This window comes from Plantactinospora mayteni, assembly GCF_016862935.1.
Classification (GTDB): Bacteria; Actinomycetota; Actinomycetes; order Mycobacteriales; family Micromonosporaceae; genus Plantactinospora; species Plantactinospora mayteni.
The window spans coordinates 106,077-124,866 of record NZ_BONX01000031.1 but is presented as its reverse complement, the minus strand read 5'-3'; the positions used below and the strand labels follow the sequence as shown (position 1 = coordinate 124,866).

Genomic DNA, 18,790 nt, shown 5'->3' with positions numbered 1-18,790 from the left:
TTCGGATTGGGGGTTTGACGTGCGCGGTCGACTGTCGGGGTTCGTGGGTGGTGGACGGGTGTACCGGGTGGGTGGCGCCGGTGTCCGGGCGGTGGCGCTCGGCGGGCGGACCGGCCCGGGGTCAGTAGGTCTCGACGAGGACGCTGGTTTCGGTCAGCGCCTCGACGACGAAGATCTGCGCGCCGAGCGCTATCGGTCGCTCGGCTCGGGCGTTGAGTTTCACCGGCTGGCCACCCACCCGGACCCGCACCTCGCCATAGCCGGCGTCGGGGATCGGGGTGACCACCACCCCGAGGGCCCCGACCAGGTCGTTGCGGGTCGGGGTGGCGTCGGTCCGCATGTTGCGGGCCGCCCGGGAGAGCCGGGCCGCGAGCCAGCCGGCCGGCAGCGCCGCCAGCGCGCCCAGGCCAGCGGCGGCGACGACCTGGCCGAGGGTACGCCCGCCGAGTACCTCGTTGGCGATGGCCCCGCCGAAGCCGAGTACGCCGGCGAACCCGGCGATCGTCTCCAGGCTGATCGGGCCGTCGATGTTCGGGTTGCCGATGTGCGCCAACTCGGTGCCGAGCAGGGCGAGCACCAGCACCGCGACTCCGGCGCCGCCGATGATGAGGAAGATCAGAGTCCCCGCTGCCACGACTGAAAGGTAACCTGCCCGGGCAACCCGTGAGTTGACCGTGCCTGCGTCCCGGCAGGTGAATCCAGATTGGACGGTGTCGGTCGGAGGCGCCGGATCCGATGCGGCGGTCCCCGATCGGGACGGCTTGGACCCCCGGTCGGGAAGGCTCGGACGCCGGCCGGTGGGCAGCGGATCGGGGCCTGGTTCACCGCACCCACCCCGGCCGGACGTCCGTGCGACACTAGCCGTTCGCAGTCCCGAATGGGGGCAAAACTTCCCGGTTCCGGCGTGCTGCGTACCGGATCGTTACCCGACGATCACCTGCCCGCGACCGTGATGCCCGCGACCGTGACGTCGTCGCTCCTGAGCAGTTCGCGCGGGAGTTCGGCCCGCTCCTGCTCGACACCGGTCGAATCGACCAGCACCGCGGTGAGCCGGCCGGGCTGGACCGTTTCCAGATAGAGGAACTGGCCGGACGTGACCCACGTTACGTCGGCGCTCGGAAGTTGCCGTACCACCTCCCCGGTCTGCGCCGAGACGAGCTGCGCGGTCGGCTTCCCGCTGGCCGGCGGGCCCGGGGTGCCCGGGGCCGATGACCCCGACCACGAGGAGACCACCACCAGCGAGCCGTCAGGAGACCACGCCGCCGAACTGGAGACGTCGCCCTGGACCGGCAGGAACCGGGTCGGCGTGCCGTCGTCGGCGGTGAAGAGTTGCAGCCCGGATCGACGGGACGCGTCTGACCCCGGACGGTCGACGACGGGGTCGGCCTGCGGCAGTGCCACCTCCCGGCCGTTCGGCAGCCAGGTGAAGCGGCAGAGAGCGGTGCAGGTCATTGGACGCGTCTTTACCGGGTGGTACCGGATGGGTCCGTCGTCGGGGATGAGCAGTCCGATCGAGTAGATCGCGCTCTTCTTGTCCTGGACGGTGGCCAGCAGTCGGCTTCCGTCCGGCGACCACTCCATGGCCGTGACGACGCCGTCGGTCCGAAACCACTCCGGCTTGCCGGTCGCCAGGTCGTACAGCCCGACGTCGGTCGGTCGGTCGGTGCGGCGTACCGCGGCCACCGGGCGGTGCGGAGCCATCCGGACCGAGGTGTAGATCGCCGGGATGCTGACATAGCGGCGCCGGGTGGCGTCGTAAGCCCAGGTCGGGCCCCCTTGTCTGGTCGAGCCCGCGCTGAGCACCAGGGCATCGCCGGGCAGCTCCACCGGCCCGTTGGGCCAGGCGTCCGAGGGCGTGGGCCGGGGGGACGGCGCACCCGTCGGCGTGACCGCCGGAGTGGTCGCCGCCGGTGGCCCGCCGATCGCCTCGGCCGGTGGCTGCGGGTCGGGCCGGAGCCAGACGTACGGTGCCACGATCGCACCGACCGCGACGATCGCCGCTGCCGCCGCGATCGTCTGCCGGCGTCGGCGCATCCGCCGCCCCTGGACGACGGCGGTGGCCGCGAAGTCCGGCGGCTGGTGCGGGGTACCGGCCAACTCGGCCACGGCCTCCCGCAGCAGCCGATCCGCGCGCTCGCTCATCGCAGTACCTCCGCGCGCTCGCTCATCGCAGCGCCTCCGCCCGTTGGGTCAGCTCCGCGAACTCCGGCACGAGTTCGCGGAGTTTGCTCAGTGCCCGGGATGCCTGGCTGGCCACGGTGCCGGGGCGGCAGCCGAGCGCGGCGGCGGTCTGCTCCACCGTCTGGTCCTCCAGATAGCGCAGCACCAGTACCGCCCGCTGTCGGGGTGGCAGCATCATCAGCGCGTCCCGGAGCATCATCCGGACCGCCGTGTCGTGGTCGTGCTGGGTGTCGGCGGCGGGTGGTTCCGGCACCTCGGCATGCGGCACCTCGGCCCGCCGCCCGCGCCGCCGCCAGACCGAGACCTGGTCGTGGTAGAGGATCTGCCGGACGTACGGCTCCGCGTCGCCCCGGATCCGGGGCCACCGGGCGTACGCCTTCGCCAGCGCGTTCTGCAACAGGTCCTCGGCGGCGTAGCGGTCACCGGCGAGTGCCTGGGCGACGCGGAGCAGCACATCGCCCCGCTCGTGCACGAACGCGGTGAATTCCCGCTCGGACGCCCGACCCACGGCACACCTCCCGCCCCCTCAGACGCCAGGGACCGAGAAAAGTTTGCCTCCCTCCCCCTCCCCGGCCGCGGGCTGGCTTCCGCAAACGGATCCTGGGCTGCTACTACCCCCAGAGGGGGAGTAACAGCCCACGATCGGGCGTTGCTCAGACCCCGGCGGGGACCCGTGCGGGTTCGGGGTCGGTGGCGAGGTGCTGGCGCAGGCGTTCGCCCTCGATGTCGACGTTGGGCAGCAGCTTCGACAGCCAGCCCGGCAGCCACCAGGCGCTCCGGCCGAGCAGCGAGATCACCGCCGGCACGATCGTCATCCGGACCACGAACGCGTCGATCGCCACCCCGATGGCGAGGGCGAAGCCCATCGACTTGATCACCGGGTCGTCGAGCAGTACGAAGCCGGCGAAGACCGAGGTCATGATGAGCGCGGCGGCGGTCACCACCCGGGCACCGTGCCCCATGCCGTTGATGGTGGCCTGGGTCGGGGTGTCGCCGTGCACGAAGTCCTCCCGCATCCGGGAGACCAGGAACACCTCGTAGTCCATGGCCAGGCCGAACAGGATGCCGATCAGCAGGATCGGCAGGAAGCTGACCAGCGGTCCCGGGGTGTCCAGCCCGACCAGCTCACTGAGGTGACCCTGCTGGAAGACCAGTACGGTGAGCCCGAAGGTGGCCCCGACGGTGAGCAGGAAGCCCAGCGCCGCCTTCAGCGGTACCAGCAGGGACCGGAACACCAGCATCAGCAGCAGTACCGACAGGCCCACCACGAGCAGCAGATACCACGGCATCGCGTCGGCGAGCTTCTCCGAGACGTCGATCCCGACCGCCGTCTGGCCGGTCAGCGCCACCTCGGTGCCGGCGGTCCCGTCGATCGGGGCGACCTTCTCCCGGATCTGGTGCACCAGGGTTTCGGTCGCCGGGTCGGTCGGACCGGTCGTCGGGATCACCGCCAGCAGCGCGGTCAGCCGATCCCGGCTCAGGTTCGGCGGGCTGACCGCGAGCAGGTTCTCGGTGCCCTGGAGTACGGCGGTCACCTCCTGGGCGACCGTGCCGGTCCGTTCGGGCGAGTCGCTGGAGACCACCAGCGCGAGTCGGTTGTTGAACCCGGGCCCGAACCCCTCGGTGATCAGGTCGGCGGCCTCGCGCTGCGGCGTTCCCTGCGGGGCGGTGCCGTGGTCCGGCAGCGCGACCCGCATGTCGGCGGCGGGCAGCGCGAGCGCCCCGAGCCCGAGCACGGCGACCAGGATCAGCGGTACCCGCAGCCGGATGACCAGCCGGGCCCAGCGGAACCCGAACCCCTCGGCGCCGGCGGCCGGCTCCGCGCCGGTCGCGGTGCGCCGCAGCCGGCGCGGCAGGATCCGCCGGCCGGCGAAGCCGAGCAGCGCGGGCAGCAGCGTCAACGCCACGAGTACGGCGACCGCGACGGTGCCGGCGGCGGCGAGTCCCATGATCGTCAGGAACGGAATGCTGACCACGGCCAGCCCGGCGAGCGCGATGACCACGGTGACCCCGGCGAAGAGCACCGCCGAGCCGGCCGTGCCGATCGCCCGCCCGGCCGCCTCCTCCGGTTCCAACCCCTCCAGCAGGTTCTGCCGGTAGCGCGAGGTGATGAAGAGTGAGTAGTCGATCCCGACCGCGAGGCCGAGCATCAGGGCGAGTACGGGTGCGGTGCTGGTCAGCTCGATGGCGTTGCTGAGCGCGTAGAGGCCGGCCATTCCGGCGCCGACCCCGATCAGTGCGTTCAGCATCGTCATCCCGGCCGCGACCAGTGAACCGAGCGTCACGACCAGTACGACCAGCGCGATCAGTACGCCGATGCCCTCGGTGCCGCCCACCTCGGGCACGCTGGACATCACCTCGCCACCGTGTTCCACCCGCAGCCCCGCCGCCGTCGCGGCCGAGCCGCTGTGCTCGTACGCCTCGCGCTGCGCCTCGGTGATCTCGTCGGCCTGCTCGGCGAACTGGACCTGCACGAGCGCGTGCCGGCCGTCCTGGGAGAGCGCCCCGGTGGTGAACGGGTCGAGCGCGCCGACCACACCGGGCAGGGTGCCGGCCTCGCGTACCAGCTCGGTCACTGCCGCCCGGCGGTCCGGGGTGCCGAGTTGCTGGCCTTCGGGCGCGGCCACCACGATGGTGCCGGTCGCGCCGCTCGCCTCGGGGAACTCCCGCTTCAGCGCGTCGATCGCCCGCTGCGACTCGGTACCCGGGATCGAGAAGTTGGTCGAGGTCGGGCCCATGAACGCCACCGCTGCCCCGCCGAGCGCGGCCAGCAGGACGAGCCAGAGGACCACCACGAGCCGGCGGCGCCGGAACGATGCCCGGCCTAGTCGGTAGAGGAGGGTCGCCATGTCGGTTCCTTCGGTCGAGGATCGGGTGTGGTGGTGGGACCGGTGTGCGTTCAGGGCTGCGCGCGGAGGTCCACGGCGGGTACGCCGGCCTCGGGGCGCAGCGCGCGGCGGGCCACCCGGAGGAGCGCCGAGCGGAGGTCGGCCTCGTCGTCGTCGGTGTGCTCGATGACGACCGCCGAGATGCCGGCGAGCAGTACCTCGGCGGCGATCCGGTCGGCCGGGTCGGTGGAACGCCCGGCGACGGCGTCGACCAGGCGGGCGGTGACGGGGGCGAGGTCGGCGAATGCCGGCTGTTCGAGCAGGTGCGCCGGGTCGTCGTAGATCAGCGCGACCTCCCGCCGGTAGGTGAGCACGAGGTCGAGGAAGCCGTCGACGGCGGTCTCCCGGGCCTCGTCCGCGGCGAGCCCGTCGAGCCGGGCGTCGAGGGCGGCCAGGTCCCGGGCGGCGGGCGCGACCAGGGCCAGCAGGATCGCCTCCTTGCTGTCGAAGTGGTACAGCAGGGTGGCCTTCGAACAGCCCACCTCGACCGCGATGTCGTGCAGCGAGGTGCCCTTGAAGCCCATCCGGGCGAACTGCCGGGCCGCGACGACCAGGATCTCGTCCCGGGTCCGGCTGTTGCTGCGTGCCATCGCCACACCTCCGGATTCGAGCATGCCTGACCGATCGGTCAGAGAGTTGACCGATCGGTCAGGATGTGACCTGAGCCACTCTCGGATCGGGATCCGGGGGTCGGGCCAGCCAGCCGGGCGCGGGCGGCACCGTGCGCCTGGGTGGGCGCGGGGGAGAGAATGGCGGGATGCGCTGGATCGTGCTCGACTCCCCGATCGGGGAGCTTTCCGTCGGAGTCGACGACGTCGGCGTCTGTGGCGTGCACTTCGGGCCGGTGGAAGGGGCGCTGCCCGCCACCGCCCTGCCCGGCCCACCCGGCCAGGGCCAGGACGCCGCCCGGCTGACGACGGCGGTCGAGCAGCTTCGGGCGTACTTCGCCGGGGAGTTGACGGAGTTCGCCGTGCCGCTCTCGGTGCGCCGGGGTTCGGAGTTCGAGCGGGCGGTCTGGACCGAGATGTCGAAGATCCCGTACGGCGAGACACGCACCTACGGCGAGGTGGCGGCGGCGGTCGGCGATCCCGCTGCGGCCCGGGCGGTCGGGGTGGCCTGCAACCGCAACCCGATCCCGGTGATCGTGCCCTGTCACCGGATCGTCGGTGCCGGCGGCAAGCTGGTCGGCTTCGGCGGCGGCCTGCCCCGCAAGCGCCAGTTGCTGGAGTTGGAGGCGCGGGTCGCCTTCGAGCGCGCCTGGGCCTGATCCCGGCTGGCGGTGGGGTGGCCGTCGGCGGCGATCACCGCGGCGGTGTCCGGATATGGCCGCGCCGCCAACGGCTCGACCGCGCCATACCCGTGCCCGCCCTATATAGGTGCCACCGCACTCTATATTTAGGTGCCACCGCACGATGCCGGTCCAGGCGAGCACGCCGGCGGTAACGACGCAAGCCGGCCGGGAAACAGAAGGCGGGGCCGGACCCTCTCCGGTCCGACCCCGCCTGCCGAGCGTCGTCGTCAGCGCTCGATGGTGCCGGCGATGAAGTTCTCGACGGCCTGGTGGGCGTCGTGGTCGGCGTACTGCTCGGGCGGCGACTTCATGAAGTAGCTCGACGCCGAGAGGATCGGTCCGCCGATGCCCCGGTCGAGGGCGATCTTCGCGGCCCGGACCGCGTCGATGATGACGCCGGCCGAGTTCGGCGAGTCCCAGACCTCCAGCTTCAGTTCCGCGTTCAGCGGTACGTCGCCGAAGGAGCGCCCCTCCAGCCGGATGTACGCCCACTTGCGGTCGTCCAGCCACGGCACGTGGTCCGACGGTCCGATGTGTACGTCACCCTTGTTGATCTCGTGCGGGATCTGCGAGGTCACCGACTGGGTCTTGGAGATCTTCTTGGAGACCAGGCGGCTGCGCTCCAGCATGTTCATGAAGTCCATGTTGCCGCCGAAGTTGAGCTGGTACGTGCGGAGCAGCTCGACACCCCGGTCCTCGAAGAGCTTCGCCAGCGCCCGGTGCACGATGGTCGCGCCGACCTGGCTCTTGATGTCGTCACCGACGATCGGCAGCCCGGCGTCGACGAACTTCTGCGCCCAGGCGGGGTCGGAGGCGATGAAGACCGGCAGCGCGTTCACGAAGGCGCAGCCCGCCTCGATCGCGGCCGTGGCGTAGAACTTCGCGGCCTCCTCGGAGCCGACCGGCAGGTAGCAGACCACCACGTCGACCCGGGCCTCGCGCAGCGCCGCGACGACGTCGGCCGGTTCGCGGTCGGACTCCTCGACGATCTCCCGGTAGTACTGGCCCAGCCCGTCCAGGGTCGGACCGCGCTGCACGAGCACGCCGGTCGGCGCCACGTCGCAGAGCTTGATGGTGTTGTTCTCGCTGGCGACGATCGCCTCCGCGAGGTCCATGCCCACCTTCTTGGCGTCAACATCGAACGCCGCGACGAACTCCACGTCGGAGACGTGGTACTCGCCGAAGGTGACGTGCATGAGACCCGGGACGCGGTCGTTGGGGTCGGCATTGCGGTAGTACTCGACGCCCTGGACCAGGGACGAGGCGCAGTTACCCACACCGACGATGGCGACGCGGACGGAGCCCATCGCGTTTGCCTCCTTTGTGTTCATCACGGCCGTTCCGACTCATTCCTGGACTACCCAGGCGGAGGCGGGATGTTCTCTTCTGACGGACCCGGGGCGGTGCCCGGGGTGGACCCATCCGGGGTCCGGCCGGAGCGCTCGTTGGCGATGAGCTCCTCCAACCAGCGGACCTCGCGCTCACAGGCGTCGAGGCCGTGACGCTGAAGTTCGAGCGTGTACGCGTCGAGCCGTTCGGCCGCTCGGCCCAACACGTCGCGCAGGCCCTCGCGGCGCTCCTCCACCTTGCGGCGCCGGCCCTCCAGGATCCGGAGTCGGGTCGCTCGGTCGGTACGGGCGAAGAATGCGAAATGCACCCCGAACCCGGTGTCCTCGTAACTCTCTGGACCGGTCTGGGCGATCAGTTCAGCGAACCGTTCCTTGCCCTCCGCGGTGATTTTGTAGACGACCCGGCCTCGACGGCTGGTCAGCGCCGGGATCTCCTCCGCGGTGGCCGGTGTCTCGGCCGCCTCGGTGATCCAGCCGGCCGCCTGCAACCGACGCAGGGTCGGATAGAGCGAGCCGTAGCTGATCGCCGCCCGGATCGCCCCGAGCTTGGCGGTGAGCTCCTTGCGGAGTTCGTAGCCGTGCATCGGGGACTCCTGTAGGAGACCGAGGATGGCGAGCTCGAACACGAGCACCCCTCTCAGTGTCTCCGCCGGACCCCAGTGGCTTCCCGCCGTTGGGAGCCCATTCACCAGGCCGATGTATCGGCCCGATACATCGCACCGTAGACCCTCCGACGCGTCGAGGCAAACTCCGCTACGCCACGGGCTCGATTACAGTAAGTGACGGTGGTCGCCTCGTCCGGCCGGACCCAGTACTCTTCTGCCCATGCGTTCGCAGCGCCAGGTCGTCGACTACTCGCTACAGAAGCGAGCGGTGCTGCGTGAGGTGCATTCGGGCCGGGTGGGGACGCACGAGGTGTGCGACGCCTCGCCCTACCTCAAGAACGCTGCCCGGTTCCACGGCGAGCCGACCGAGACGCTCTGTCCGGTCTGCCGGCGAGAAAATCTGACCCACGTCCACTACATTTACGGCGATGAACTCAAGCAGTCGGCCGGTCAGGCCCGCACCCGAGCGGAGTTGTCGGTGCTGGCGATGACCCTGCGTGAGTTCCAGGTGTACGTGGTGGAGGTGTGCCGCGGCTGCGACTGGAACCATCTCGTCGAGCAGTTCCTGCTCGGCCGGGACGGCCTGTCCGCCGACGACAGCGTCGGTGCCGCCGAGCCGGTCGCCGGTGCGGCCGTGGCCGTGTCGACGGGCACCTCGGTCAGACGAAGGCGTGAGGCGCGCCGGTGACCACGACTCGTTCCCCGGCCTGCGGGATCTTCCCCCGCCGACGGGACGAGTCTTATCTCGCAAACCGGATAAGTCCGGTTTTTTCCGATGTCGCACCATCCGTAGATCGGCATCTCCGATACCGGGTGGAGCGTGTTCCAACTCACGGCAACCCGGTGGTGGCGCGCATGGCCATCACCGCGACCGGCAGGGTGTGACGAATGAACTCGTACGGCGATCCTAGTTCCGCGCGCGGTCGGGCCCAGTACCCGGGCGCGAACGGCGACCACGGAGCAGCGGACGATCCATACCAGCGCCCGTCCCGGGACGATCCGGGAGCCGCTAGCCGCTCGTCCGACGGTGACCGGGGCGGCTGGCCCGCCAACCACGGCCGGGCCGGCGGCACGTCGGCCCGGGCCAGCGTCAGCGGCCGGGCCTCGTCCGGCCGGGCCACACCGCCGGGGCGGGCCTCCGCCGACGGCGGCTGGGCCGCGCCCGTGTCGCCCGCCTCCGGTTCCGCCTCGGTCGGCTCGGCCTCCCCCGGGCGGGCCCGGGTCGGTGGCCGGGCCGGCGTCGGCAGCGCCTCGGTTCCCGACGCGCCCGGCTCCGGTGGTGGCTACGGAGCCGGCCGGGCCAGCGTCGGCACGGCCTCGGTCAGCGGTGGTGGCGCGAATGGCGCTGCCGGCCGGGCCCGGGTGGGCCGGGCCGTGGTGCCCGTCTCGCCGGCCGGTCCGGGTGGACCGGACGACCCGAACGGACCCGGTGGCCGCCGGGGTCGTCGGGGCTCGGGTGACCTCGACCCGGCGGCGCAGAAGCGGGCCAAGAAGCGCAAGCGGGTCAACATGCTGATCGCGGCCTTCGCGGTCTTCATCATGCTGGCCGGCGGCGGCGTGGTCGCCGCGACCTGGTATTCGACAAGCGTCCCGATGCCGGACCAACTCGAACTGCCGCTGTCGACCACGATCTACGCCGCCAACAAGAAGGACGTCGTCGCCAAGCTGGGCGACGAGAACCGGCAGATCGTCACGAGCAAGCAGATCCCGCAGCACGTACAGCGTGCGGTCGCCTCGGCCGAGGACCGCAACTTCTACACGCACGACGGTATCGACTACGCAGGTATCGCCCGGGCCGCCTGGAACAACTTCACCGGCGGTAGCAAGCAGGGTGCCTCGACCATCACCCAGCAGTACGCCCGGAACGCGTACGAGAACCTCAAGGACGACAGCTACCAGCGCAAGGTCAAGGAAGCGATCCTCGCCTCCAAGCTGAACGACCAGTTCGACAAAGACGAGATCATGCAGCACTACCTCAACACGATCTACTTCGGTCGGGGTGCGTACGGCATCGAGATCGCGGCGCAGACCTACTTCGGCAAGTCGGCGAGCAAGCTCAACGTGGCCGAGGGCGCGGTGCTGGCGGCGGTGATCAAGCAGCCGCAGATCGACGAGGCCACCGGGCACAAGGGCTTCGACCCGGCGGACAACCTCGAGGAGGCCAAGGGCCGCTGGGATTACGTCCTCAACGGCATGGTCGAGAAGACGTGGCTGTCGGCAGAGGAGCGGGCCAAGCTCACCTATCCGAAGGTGCTGCCCCGCAAGAGCGCCAACGAGGCATTCGGGGTGAAGACCCCGCGCGGCAACGTGGTCAACTACGTCAAGGCTGAGATGGCGGAGCGCGGCCTCTGCACCCTCGGCGCGCCGACGGCCGGCAAGCTCGACTGCTCCACGGCGCTCCGGGACCGTGGTTACAAGATCACGACCACCATCGACTGGAAGCTCCAGAAGGAGGCCGAGAACGCGGCCCAGCGCAAGAAGGGCTCGCCGATTTACGACGAGCCCAAGAACCTGATGGCCGCGCTGGTCTCGGTCGAGCCGAAGACCGGCAAGGTGCTGGCCTACTACGGCGGCGACAGCGGGGCGGACTACGACTACGCCGGCCTGAACACCAACGACGGGGTCGTGAGCGGTGGGCACCCGCCGGGCTCGAGTTTCAAGGTCTACACCCTGGCCGCCGCGATCGAGGCGGGTATCTCGATCGACTCGATCTGGGATGCCCGGCCGTTCACCGTCAAGGACACCGAGATCAGGGTGCAGAACGCCGGTCGGGACGTGCGTAGGACCTGTGACCAGTCCTGCACGCTCAAGGAATCCACGATCAAGTCGTACAACGTGCCCTTCTACCACGTGACCGAGAAGATCGGCGCGGACAAGGTGCTGTCGATGGCTCGGCAGGCCGGCGTCCGGACCATGTGGGAGACCAAGGACATCCCGCCGAAGTGGCACGACCTCGCCAAGGAGAAGCCGGAGGAGTTGGCGCCGGACCCGTTCTTCAACGTGGTGGCGTACGGGCAGTACCCGATCACCGTGCTCGACCACGCCAACGGGCTGGCCACGCTCGCCAACGGCGGGGTCTACAACAAGGCCCACTTCATCGAGTTGATCGAGCAGCAGGACCCGGAGACGGGTCAGTGGAAGAAGATCGGCGGCGCCAAGGCCGATCCGAAGCAGCGGATCCGGAAGGACGTGGCCGACGAGGTCACCTCGGTGCTGAAGAACATTCCCAAGGAGAACAACGGCAACATCGAGGGCCGCGAAGAGGCCGGCAAGACCGGCACCTGGGAATACGCCAAGACCGAGTTCAACGCCCATGCCTGGATGGTCGGCTACACCCCGCAGTACGCCACCGCGGTCTGGGTGGGCAGCAAGGACTCGAAGAAGCCCGAGATCAAGACCAAGGATGGCGGCAACATCGGCGGTAGCGGACTGCCGGCCGAGATCTGGCAGCAGTACATGAGCAAGGCCCTTGCCGGCAAGACGGCGATGTCCCTGCCGGACTCCAAGGACATCGGTGACAAGGAGGCCGGCAACGGCAAGAAGAAGGAGCTGCCTCCGCCGACCTTCCCGGATCAGGGCGGCGGCAACAACGGCGGCGGCAACAACGGCGGGGGCAACCCCATCTGCCAGGGGCCGAACCCGCCCCCGCTGATCTGCCCGCCGGCCGGTGGTGACCCCGGTACTGGTGGTGATCCGGACCTTCCGCCGGACGACGGCGGTGGCGGCGGAAACGGTCGAGGCGGCGGTGGCGGCTAGCCGCCGACCCGCGCCCGTGACCTCAGGGCACTGAGAATCATCGATTTATTCGGTCGGCGGCCGGGTCCCACGACCCGGCCGCCGGCCGCGTTTTCGACGCCATCCGCCGACACGGGTGGACCGGGCCGGACGTAACCCGGCCCGGTACGGCAGGATGCCTGTTCATGAGCGCGCAGTCGCCGGCTGGCATCGACGAACCTGAGAAGGCCGACCACCCCTCCCGGTCGGACGGCTTCGTCCGAGGGCTCTCCGAGGCCATCGGCGGCCCGATCGGCGCACACGCCAGCGGCGTCGAACGCCGGGGCACCCAGGCCAGCGGCCGGTTCTGGACGGCCGCCCGGATCGTGCTGGCGCTGACCTGCCTCACCCTGGCGCTGCACTGGGTGCAGAAGTCGCCCTGCCAGGACGGCGCCTGGCAGAACAACATCCAGTACACCCGGTTCTGCTATACCGACGTGCTCGCCCTCTACTACGCCGAGGGGCTCAACGAGGGCAAGGTCCCCTACCGGGACCACCCGGTGGAATACCCGGTGGTCACCGGATACTTCATGGGCGCGCTCGGTCTGCCGGTGCACAACATCGGGGTGGACCGGCCCGAGATCAACCAGGCGCAGTGGTTCTACAACCTCAACGCGCTGGTCCTCGGGGCGCTCGCGGTGGCCACCGTGGCGATGATCCTGGCGCTGCGCCGCCGCCGACCGTGGGACGCGGCGATGTTCGCGCTCTCCCCCGCGCTGCTGGTCACCGCCACCGTCAACTGGGACCTGCTCGCCATCGGGCTGGCCGCGATCGGCATGTACGCCTGGGCGAAACGACAACCCCTGGCCGCCGGGATCCTGCTCGGGCTGGCCACCTCCGCGAAACTCTGGCCGCTCTTCGTGCTCTGGCCGCTCTTCCTGCTCGGGCTGCGTACCGCACGGGTGAAGGAGATGCTGGTGACGATCGGCTCGGCCATCGTCACCATCGTGGCGGTGAACCTACCGGTCGCGATCCTCTATCCGGACAACTGGCGACGCTTCTTCGACCTGAACAGCGAGCGGGCGGTCGACTGGGGCACGCTCTGGTATATCGGCCGCTACCTGGACGGCAAGTGGAACAGTGGCAGCCCCGGCGACCAGGGGCCGTTCCAGTGGCTCAGCGACAACATCCCGACCCTGAACACCCTGTCGTACGCCCTGATCACCGTCGCGTTCCTCGCCATCGGCGCGCTGGCGCTGTTCGCCAAGCGTCGGCCCCGGCTGGCCGCGCTGGTCTTCCTGATGGTCGCGGCGTTCCTGATCTTCAGCAAGGTGTGGTCGCAGCAGTTCAACCTCTGGCTGCTGCCGCTGCTGGTGCTGGCCCGACCGCGCTGGGGTGCCTTCCTCGCCTGGCAGTTCGCCGAGGTCGGCTACTTCGTCGCGTTCTACGGCGAACTGCTCCTGGCCGGCGGCAAGCAGGTCGTCCCGGAGGGCGTCTTCGTGCTCGCCGCCACGCTGCGGCTGAGCACGGTCGTGCTGCTCTGCGTGCTGGTCGTCCGGGACATCCTGCGGCCCGAGGGCGACCCGGTCCGGAGCACCTACCTCGACGACCCCGACGGCGGGATCTACGACGGCGCCCCGGACGCCTCCTGGCTCTCCCGACTCCGCGGCCGGCCGGCACCGGTCGAACCGGTGCCGGCCACGACCTGACCCGCCCGGCGGGAGCCGGAACCGCCGACGGGCGGCGGGGATGTCAGAGCCGGTAGACGATCGTTTCCCCAACGTCCTCCCGGCTGATCCCCAGGGTGTCGACCGGCAGGTCGACGGTGGCCTGCAACGGGGTACCGGCCACCCGGTCCCGGAGCACGATCACCGTACGTACGCCCATGTTGCGCAGGAAGTCGATGCTCGCCTGGTCGGGGAAGTTCGCGGTGGCCTCGCGTACCTCGGCGAGCCGGTCCGGGGTGAACCCGCTGCCGCCGTTGACGATGTCCTGGAACCGGCTGGTCGACCAGAGCATCACGTTCTGGTCGGTCTTCTGGTCCGACGGGAGCACGAGGATCGGGCCGTTGGCGACCCGCATCGACACCGGCTGCACCGGTACCACCGGGTGCGGTGTGGTGTTGAGTCCCTCGGCCAGTACCAGCACGATCGGCAGCAGCGTGACCAGCCGGAGGAACGGCCCGGGGCGGGGCGGCACCCGTTCGGCGGCCGAGATCTGCCGGGCCCGTTCCGTGTACGCGCTGACCGAGCCGGCGGCGAGGACGCCGAGCAGCAGGGTGACCCAGATCATCAGCCGGCCCGGCGTACGCAGGGCTTCCCAGCCGGGCAGGTGCTCGAAGAGCGGGAGATAGGTCCAGGTGCCGCCGAAGAACCGGCTGCCCATCGCCAGCACCCCGGCGGCGAGTACGGCCGCCAGCAGCGCCAGGCGCTGGCGTACCGTCCAGATCGAGAGGAAGAGGCCGGCCAGGGCGAGCGCGAAGAGGACGTACCCCGGCAGCAGGGTGGTCTCCGGCAGCCCGGGCAACCCGGACCGGACCGGCTCGTGCAGGTCGCCCCAGATCAGCGACTCCGGCGGTGCGGTGAGGAACCCACCCGGCGGCGGGGAGTAGTTCTGTAGCTCCTCGGCGGTGCGCCGGGCGCCCGGGTGCAACTCGGCGACCTTGAAGTACGGGATCGCCAGCAGGGCACCGGTCGCCGCGAAGACCGCGCCGCCCCAGAAGTCGGCCAGCAACAGCCGGAACCCGAACCACTGCTGCCGTGGCCGGCGCAGGATCCGCCGGACCAGCCAGCCCAGCAGCACCACGACCGCGATCAGACCCAGCACGTACGCGAAGACGAGGCCGATGCCGAAGCCGAGGCTGAGCTGCCAGGCGGCGACCAGCCAGCCGGCGAACGCCCAGCCGGAACGTCGACGTTCGGGGCGGTAGCCGTGCCGCAGCGACCAGCCGTGTCCCCGTGCCAGCATGGCCAGCGCGAGCGGGATGCCGCCGTTGGAGAGTACGTGCAGGTGGCCGGCCTGGCCGAGCAGCCACGGCGCGTACGCGAAGCTGATCCCCGCCACCACGGCGCCGATCCGTCCCGCCCCGAGCTGCCGCACCAGCGCGTACGCCCCGACCGTGGCGAGCGCGTGGGCCAGCACGAAGAGGATGTTGTAGCGGAGGATCGCCGCCTCCGGGCCCTGACCGATCATGCCCGCCGGGGCGTACCCGAGCAGCGTGTCGGAGAAGGCGAAGGTCCAGGTCTCCGGGAAGAAGGCGTTGCTCTGCCAGAGCTGGGCCGGCTTGGTCAGCAGGATGTGCCCGGACCAGGCGACCTGCCAGGCCTGTAGCGTCGGGTCCCAGGTGTCCTGCGGCAGGGTGTGCCGTGGATAGCGCAGGGTCGGCCAGGTCATCAGGACCGCCAGGGCCAGCGCGCCGAGTCCGGCCAGGGTCCACTCGTGTACCAGCCGACGACCGACCGCCCGGCCGATCCGTCGGGCCCGCCCCGGTACCACCTCGGGAGCCGGCGCGAACGCGGCGAACGGGTCGGCGGGCTTCGCCGGCTTCGCGTCACCGGCCGCCTTGTCCTTCCCGTCCTTGCCGCTCTCCTGCTCCGCGCCGCCGTCCTTCCCGTCCTTGCCGTTCTGCTCCGGGCCGCCGTCCTTGCCGTTCTGCTCCGGGCCGTCCTTCGCCGCCCCGTCCTTCGCCGGCCCGCCCTCGCCGCCCTCGGTCTTGCCGCCCTCGGCGTCGTCGCCTCCGGCGCTGCCGGACTCCGGCGGCTGCTCGGGCCCGGTGTCGGTCTTGCCGGCCGGCACCGGGTCGGAGGTCTCGGTCCGGTCCGCGCTCGGTCCCGGGCCGGTGGCGCCGGAATCCGAGCTGGTGGGGGCACCCGATGCGGCCGGCGTGGCCGCCGGCCCGGTCGTGGCCGCGGCGTCCGGGGTCGGGTCCGGGGCGGCGGTGCCGGTCGGCGCGCTGGACCGGGTGGTCTCGTTGGCGTTGGACTGGTCCGTCGACATCGGGTCCTCGCCCCTACCGGCCTACGTGGTCGCGGAGATAGCCGATATCCGTGGCCTGGCCGTCGACCCCGCCAGGTGTCTCGACGATGACCGGCGCGCCGGCCGCCCGGACCACCGCCACCACCAGTTGCGGATCGATGGTGCCGCTGGCCAGGTTCTCGTGGCGGTCCCGGCCGGAGCCGAAGGCGTCCTTGGAGCCGTTGGCGTGGATCAGGTCGATCCGGCCGGTGATCGCCAGTACCCGGTCGACGATGTCCAGCAGGTCCTCGCCGCCCGCGTGCGCGTGGCAGGTGTCCAGACAGAAGCCCACGTCGTATTCCCCCACCGCGTCCCAGAGCCGGGCCAGGTTGTCGAACCGGCGGGCGCAGGCGTTGTCGCCGCCGGCCGTGTTCTCGATCAGCACAGGGACGTCGTGCCCGCCGGACTCGGCGGCCTGGGCGAACGCTTTGCGCCAGTTGTCGAAGCCCCTGGCGATGTCGTCGCCCGCGTTCACGTGCCCGCCGTGCACGATCAGGCCCTTGGCACCGACCGCGGCGGCGGCGGTGGCGTGCCCGAGCAACAGCTTCCGGCTGGGGATGCGGATCCGGTTGTTGGTGGTGGCGAGGTTGATGACGTACGGCGCGTGGATGTAGATGTCCACCTCGGATTCGCGCAGCCTGGCCGCGTCGGCCCGTGGCTGCGGGGTGTTCCAGTCCTTCTGTGGATCGGCGAGGAAGAACTGGACCGCGTCCGCTTTCCGGAGGGCCGCCTCGTCCAACGGATCCGTGGGGTCGACATGGGCTCCGATACGCATGAAGGCGAGCCTACGTCGCGCCGGCCGGTCGGGCGGGGACGGGCGTACCCCTCCGGGCCGGCCGGTCGGCGCCGTACGGTCTCCGGGCGGTACGCGTCACCGCGCGGCGGATGGATCGTTTCTCCAGGTGAGATCCGTTCGCCCGGCGTCCGGGCCGGATCGATCCACGAATTGTGCCGGAAGAGGGAAGACGTGGCCCTGTCGCTCCGTCGCCGCCGAGCCACCGTGGCGGTCGCCGCGCTTGTCGCGGGCGCACCGCCGCTGCTGTCGGGCGTCGCGGTCGAGGTGTCGGGACCACTGAACCTTTTTCAACCTGAATGGCGCGGCGCTCACGCACCGCCTCCGACCCTACGGTCCGCCGGACCGCAAGGGGAGGTTGAGAAAGATTCACTCTCCGGGGCCGGTGAAACGCCGGTCCGGGTTTTCCTCGCCGGGTCGGTCGGGCGAGTCGAGGTGGGGTCGGTGCCGCATGGTCCCGATGTGGCCGGCCCACGGAGCGCCAGGGCGCCGCAGGACGCGGCGCCGGGCAGCTACCCTCCGCCGCCCGACCGACTCGGCGGGGCTGCCGCCGTCCAGGTACGTCCGGTCGACCCGGTCCGGCCCGCCGGGCAGGTATCGCTGCTGGCGCTGGTGGCCACAGTCTGTGTGGTCGGCGTCTCGGCAGGAGCAATTCGGGCAATTCTCGCTCAACGCACAACACAGACTGTTATCGCGTAAGATGACAATACAATAGGCTCCGCGGGGCGCCTTCCGTCCAACTCATCGGTGTGGTCGTTCCTCCCCAGGTCCCACCCAAAGAATGCGGACGGGATGCGCCCCGCGGCTCTACGTCCAAGAGCCTCCTCCGGTCGCCGTGACCGGAGGAGGCTCTTGGGTGCCGGTCCGGGGACGGGGTCCGACGACGCCCGACGCCGGTGGACCGGGTATCCTGCTCAGGTTGTCCGTGAGCGCGACGGGATCCCTCCCGAGACCGCGCGGCAACGACGCATGACCTCCTGCCACGGAAGGACCGTGGCCGCTAGCCCAGAGGAGGTGAGCACGTCTTGCGTCATTACGAGATCATGGTCATCCTCGACCCAAGCCTCGAGGAGCGCACCGTCGCCCCGTCGCTCGACACGTACCTCAACGTGATCCGGACCGCGGGTGGCTCGGTGGAGAAGCTCGACGTGTGGGGTCGTCGGCGCCTCGCGTTCGAGATCGACAAGAAGGCCGAGGGAATCTACGCCGTCATCGACCTACAGGCGACGCCTGCGGCGGTGGCCGAGCTGGACCGGCAGCTCCGACTCAACGAGTCCGTGCTGCGCACCAAGGTCATCCGGCCGGAGACGCGCTGACGCGTTTCCGGCACGCCCGGATCAGCCTCATCCGCCCTGTCGTACTGCTCTGGCAGTCTTCAGGGACTGATGAGTGCGCGAGGAGATGGTCATGGCAGGAGATACCACCATCACGGTCATCGGCAACCTGACCGACGACCCCGAGTTGCGTTTCACCCCGTCCGGCGCTGCGGTCGCCAAGTTCCGGGTCGCCTCGACGCCCCGGTTCATGGACCGGACGACGAACGAGTGGAAGGACGGCGAGCCGCTCTTCCTCGCGTGCACCGTGTGGCGCCAGGCAGCCGAGCACGTCGCCGAGTCGTTGCAGCGCGGTGCTCGGGTGATCGTGTCGGGCCGGCTCCGGCAGCGGTCCTACGAGACCCGTGAGGGCGAGAAGCGCACCGTCATCGAGCTGGAGGTCGACGAGATCGGCCCGTCGCTGCGGTATGCCACGGCGAAGGTGCAGAAGATGTCGCGCTCCGGCGGCGGCGGGTTCGGCGCCTCCGGTGGCGGTGGCGGTGGCGGTGGCGGCGGCGGCCAGGGTGGTGGCGGAGGCAACTTCGACGACCCGTGGGCCACGGCGGCTCCGGCCTCCTCGCGTTCGTCCGGTTCGGGCGGCGGCAACTTCGACGACGAGCCCCCGTTCTGATTCGGGTGCGG

General features: G+C 70.6%; 15 protein-coding genes. 6 read left to right on the top strand and 9 right to left on the bottom strand.

Annotated elements, in window-relative coordinates; all coding sequences use genetic code 11:
* Positions 1 to 121 precede the first annotated feature (121 nt).
* The 5 genes from Pma05_RS22805 to Pma05_RS22785 all read right to left on the bottom strand — a co-directional run bounded on the left by Pma05_RS22805 (position 122) and on the right by Pma05_RS22785 (position 5,659).
* On the bottom strand, positions 122 to 634 hold the full coding sequence (locus tag Pma05_RS22805; protein WP_203859483.1) for an NfeD C-terminal domain-containing protein: 513 nt from the start codon (positions 632 to 634) through the stop codon (positions 122 to 124).
* A gap of 299 nt (positions 635 to 933) precedes the next feature.
* Entirely contained in the window at positions 934 to 2,142 is a 1,209-nt protein-coding gene (locus Pma05_RS22800) for a WD40 repeat domain-containing protein (protein ID WP_203859482.1), read from the bottom strand.
* 22 nt (positions 2,143 to 2,164) lie between these two features.
* Entirely contained in the window at positions 2,165 to 2,689 is a 525-nt protein-coding gene (locus Pma05_RS22795; protein ID WP_203859481.1) for a SigE family RNA polymerase sigma factor, read from the bottom strand.
* A gap of 145 nt (positions 2,690 to 2,834) precedes the next feature.
* Positions 2,835 to 5,030, bottom strand: a complete 2,196-nt coding sequence (locus tag Pma05_RS22790; RefSeq protein ID WP_203859480.1) for an MMPL family transporter — start codon at positions 5,028 to 5,030, stop codon at positions 2,835 to 2,837.
* Positions 5,031 to 5,080: 50 nt separating this feature from the next.
* Positions 5,081 to 5,659, bottom strand: a complete 579-nt coding sequence (locus Pma05_RS22785) for a TetR/AcrR family transcriptional regulator (protein ID WP_203859479.1) — start codon at positions 5,657 to 5,659, stop codon at positions 5,081 to 5,083.
* Between the two features lie 167 nt (positions 5,660 to 5,826).
* Between Pma05_RS22785 and Pma05_RS22780 the strand changes: the two genes are divergently transcribed.
* Entirely contained in the window at positions 5,827 to 6,336 is a 510-nt protein-coding gene (locus Pma05_RS22780) for a methylated-DNA--[protein]-cysteine S-methyltransferase (RefSeq protein ID WP_203859478.1), read from the top strand.
* A gap of 251 nt (positions 6,337 to 6,587) precedes the next feature.
* Here the strand turns inward: Pma05_RS22780 and Pma05_RS22775 are convergent, their stop codons facing one another.
* Together Pma05_RS22775 and Pma05_RS22770 are read right to left on the bottom strand one after the other, a co-directional pair.
* Positions 6,588 to 7,667, bottom strand: a complete 1,080-nt coding sequence (locus Pma05_RS22775) for an inositol-3-phosphate synthase (RefSeq protein WP_203859477.1) — start codon at positions 7,665 to 7,667, stop codon at positions 6,588 to 6,590.
* Positions 7,668 to 7,717: 50 nt separating this feature from the next.
* Positions 7,718 to 8,335, bottom strand: a complete 618-nt coding sequence (locus tag Pma05_RS22770) for a PadR family transcriptional regulator (RefSeq protein ID WP_203859539.1) — start codon at positions 8,333 to 8,335, stop codon at positions 7,718 to 7,720.
* 199 nt (positions 8,336 to 8,534) lie between these two features.
* Here Pma05_RS22770 and Pma05_RS22765 point away from each other — a divergent pair, with 199 nt between their 5' ends.
* From Pma05_RS22765 to Pma05_RS22755, 3 genes are all read left to right on the top strand, one after another.
* Positions 8,535 to 9,002 (top strand): DUF5318 domain-containing protein, encoded by a 468-nt coding sequence (locus Pma05_RS22765; protein WP_203859476.1) that lies wholly within the window; start codon positions 8,535 to 8,537, stop codon positions 9,000 to 9,002.
* Between the two features lie 200 nt (positions 9,003 to 9,202).
* Positions 9,203 to 12,070 (top strand): transglycosylase domain-containing protein, encoded by a 2,868-nt coding sequence (locus Pma05_RS22760; RefSeq protein WP_203859475.1) that lies wholly within the window; start codon positions 9,203 to 9,205, stop codon positions 12,068 to 12,070.
* A 164-nt stretch (positions 12,071 to 12,234) separates the two neighbouring features.
* Positions 12,235 to 13,737, top strand: a complete 1,503-nt coding sequence (locus Pma05_RS22755) for a glycosyltransferase family 87 protein (protein WP_203859474.1) — start codon at positions 12,235 to 12,237, stop codon at positions 13,735 to 13,737.
* Between the two features lie 43 nt (positions 13,738 to 13,780).
* On the opposite strand, the gene Pma05_RS22750 is transcribed toward Pma05_RS22755, so the two are convergent.
* Together Pma05_RS22750 and Pma05_RS22745 are read right to left on the bottom strand one after the other, a co-directional pair.
* Positions 13,781 to 16,024, bottom strand: coding sequence for a hypothetical protein (locus Pma05_RS22750; RefSeq protein WP_203859473.1), 2,244 nt, complete (start codon positions 16,022 to 16,024; stop codon positions 13,781 to 13,783).
* A gap of 13 nt (positions 16,025 to 16,037) precedes the next feature.
* Positions 16,038 to 16,817, bottom strand: coding sequence for a deoxyribonuclease IV (locus Pma05_RS22745; RefSeq protein WP_203859472.1), 780 nt, complete (start codon positions 16,815 to 16,817; stop codon positions 16,038 to 16,040).
* A 1,043-nt stretch (positions 16,818 to 17,860) separates the two neighbouring features.
* On the opposite strand from Pma05_RS22745, the gene rpsF reads away from it, so the two are divergent.
* On the top strand, positions 17,861 to 18,151 hold the full coding sequence (gene rpsF, locus Pma05_RS22740; protein ID WP_101368798.1) for a 30S ribosomal protein S6: 291 nt from the start codon (positions 17,861 to 17,863) through the stop codon (positions 18,149 to 18,151).
* Between the two features lie 73 nt (positions 18,152 to 18,224).
* Entirely contained in the window at positions 18,225 to 18,779 is a 555-nt protein-coding gene (locus tag Pma05_RS22735) for a single-stranded DNA-binding protein (RefSeq protein ID WP_203859471.1), read from the top strand.
* Positions 18,780 to 18,790 lie beyond the last annotated feature (11 nt).

What these genes read in the sequence shown, in the direction of transcription:
- Pma05_RS22780 (WP_203859478.1), top strand. Translation starts at nt 5,827, where the DNA reads ATGCGCTGGATCGTGCTCGACTCCCCGATCGGGGAGCTTTCCGTCGGA.
- Pma05_RS22755 (WP_203859474.1), top strand. Translation starts at nt 12,235, where the DNA reads ATGAGCGCGCAGTCGCCGGCTGGCATCGACGAACCTGAGAAGGCCGAC.
- Pma05_RS22765 (WP_203859476.1), top strand. Translation starts at nt 8,535, where the DNA reads ATGCGTTCGCAGCGCCAGGTCGTCGACTACTCGCTACAGAAGCGAGCG.
- Pma05_RS22800 (WP_203859482.1), bottom strand. Translation starts at nt 2,142, where the DNA reads ATGAGCGAGCGCGCGGATCGGCTGCTGCGGGAGGCCGTGGCCGAGTTG.
- Pma05_RS22750 (WP_203859473.1), bottom strand. Translation starts at nt 16,024, where the DNA reads ATGTCGACGGACCAGTCCAACGCCAACGAGACCACCCGGTCCAGCGCG.
- Pma05_RS22775 (WP_203859477.1), bottom strand. Translation starts at nt 7,667, where the DNA reads ATGGGCTCCGTCCGCGTCGCCATCGTCGGTGTGGGTAACTGCGCCTCG.
- Pma05_RS22790 (WP_203859480.1), bottom strand. Translation starts at nt 5,030, where the DNA reads ATGGCGACCCTCCTCTACCGACTAGGCCGGGCATCGTTCCGGCGCCGC.
- Pma05_RS22760 (WP_203859475.1), top strand. Translation starts at nt 9,203, where the DNA reads ATGAACTCGTACGGCGATCCTAGTTCCGCGCGCGGTCGGGCCCAGTAC.
- Pma05_RS22745 (WP_203859472.1), bottom strand. Translation starts at nt 16,817, where the DNA reads ATGCGTATCGGAGCCCATGTCGACCCCACGGATCCGTTGGACGAGGCG.
- Pma05_RS22785 (WP_203859479.1), bottom strand. Translation starts at nt 5,659, where the DNA reads ATGGCACGCAGCAACAGCCGGACCCGGGACGAGATCCTGGTCGTCGCG.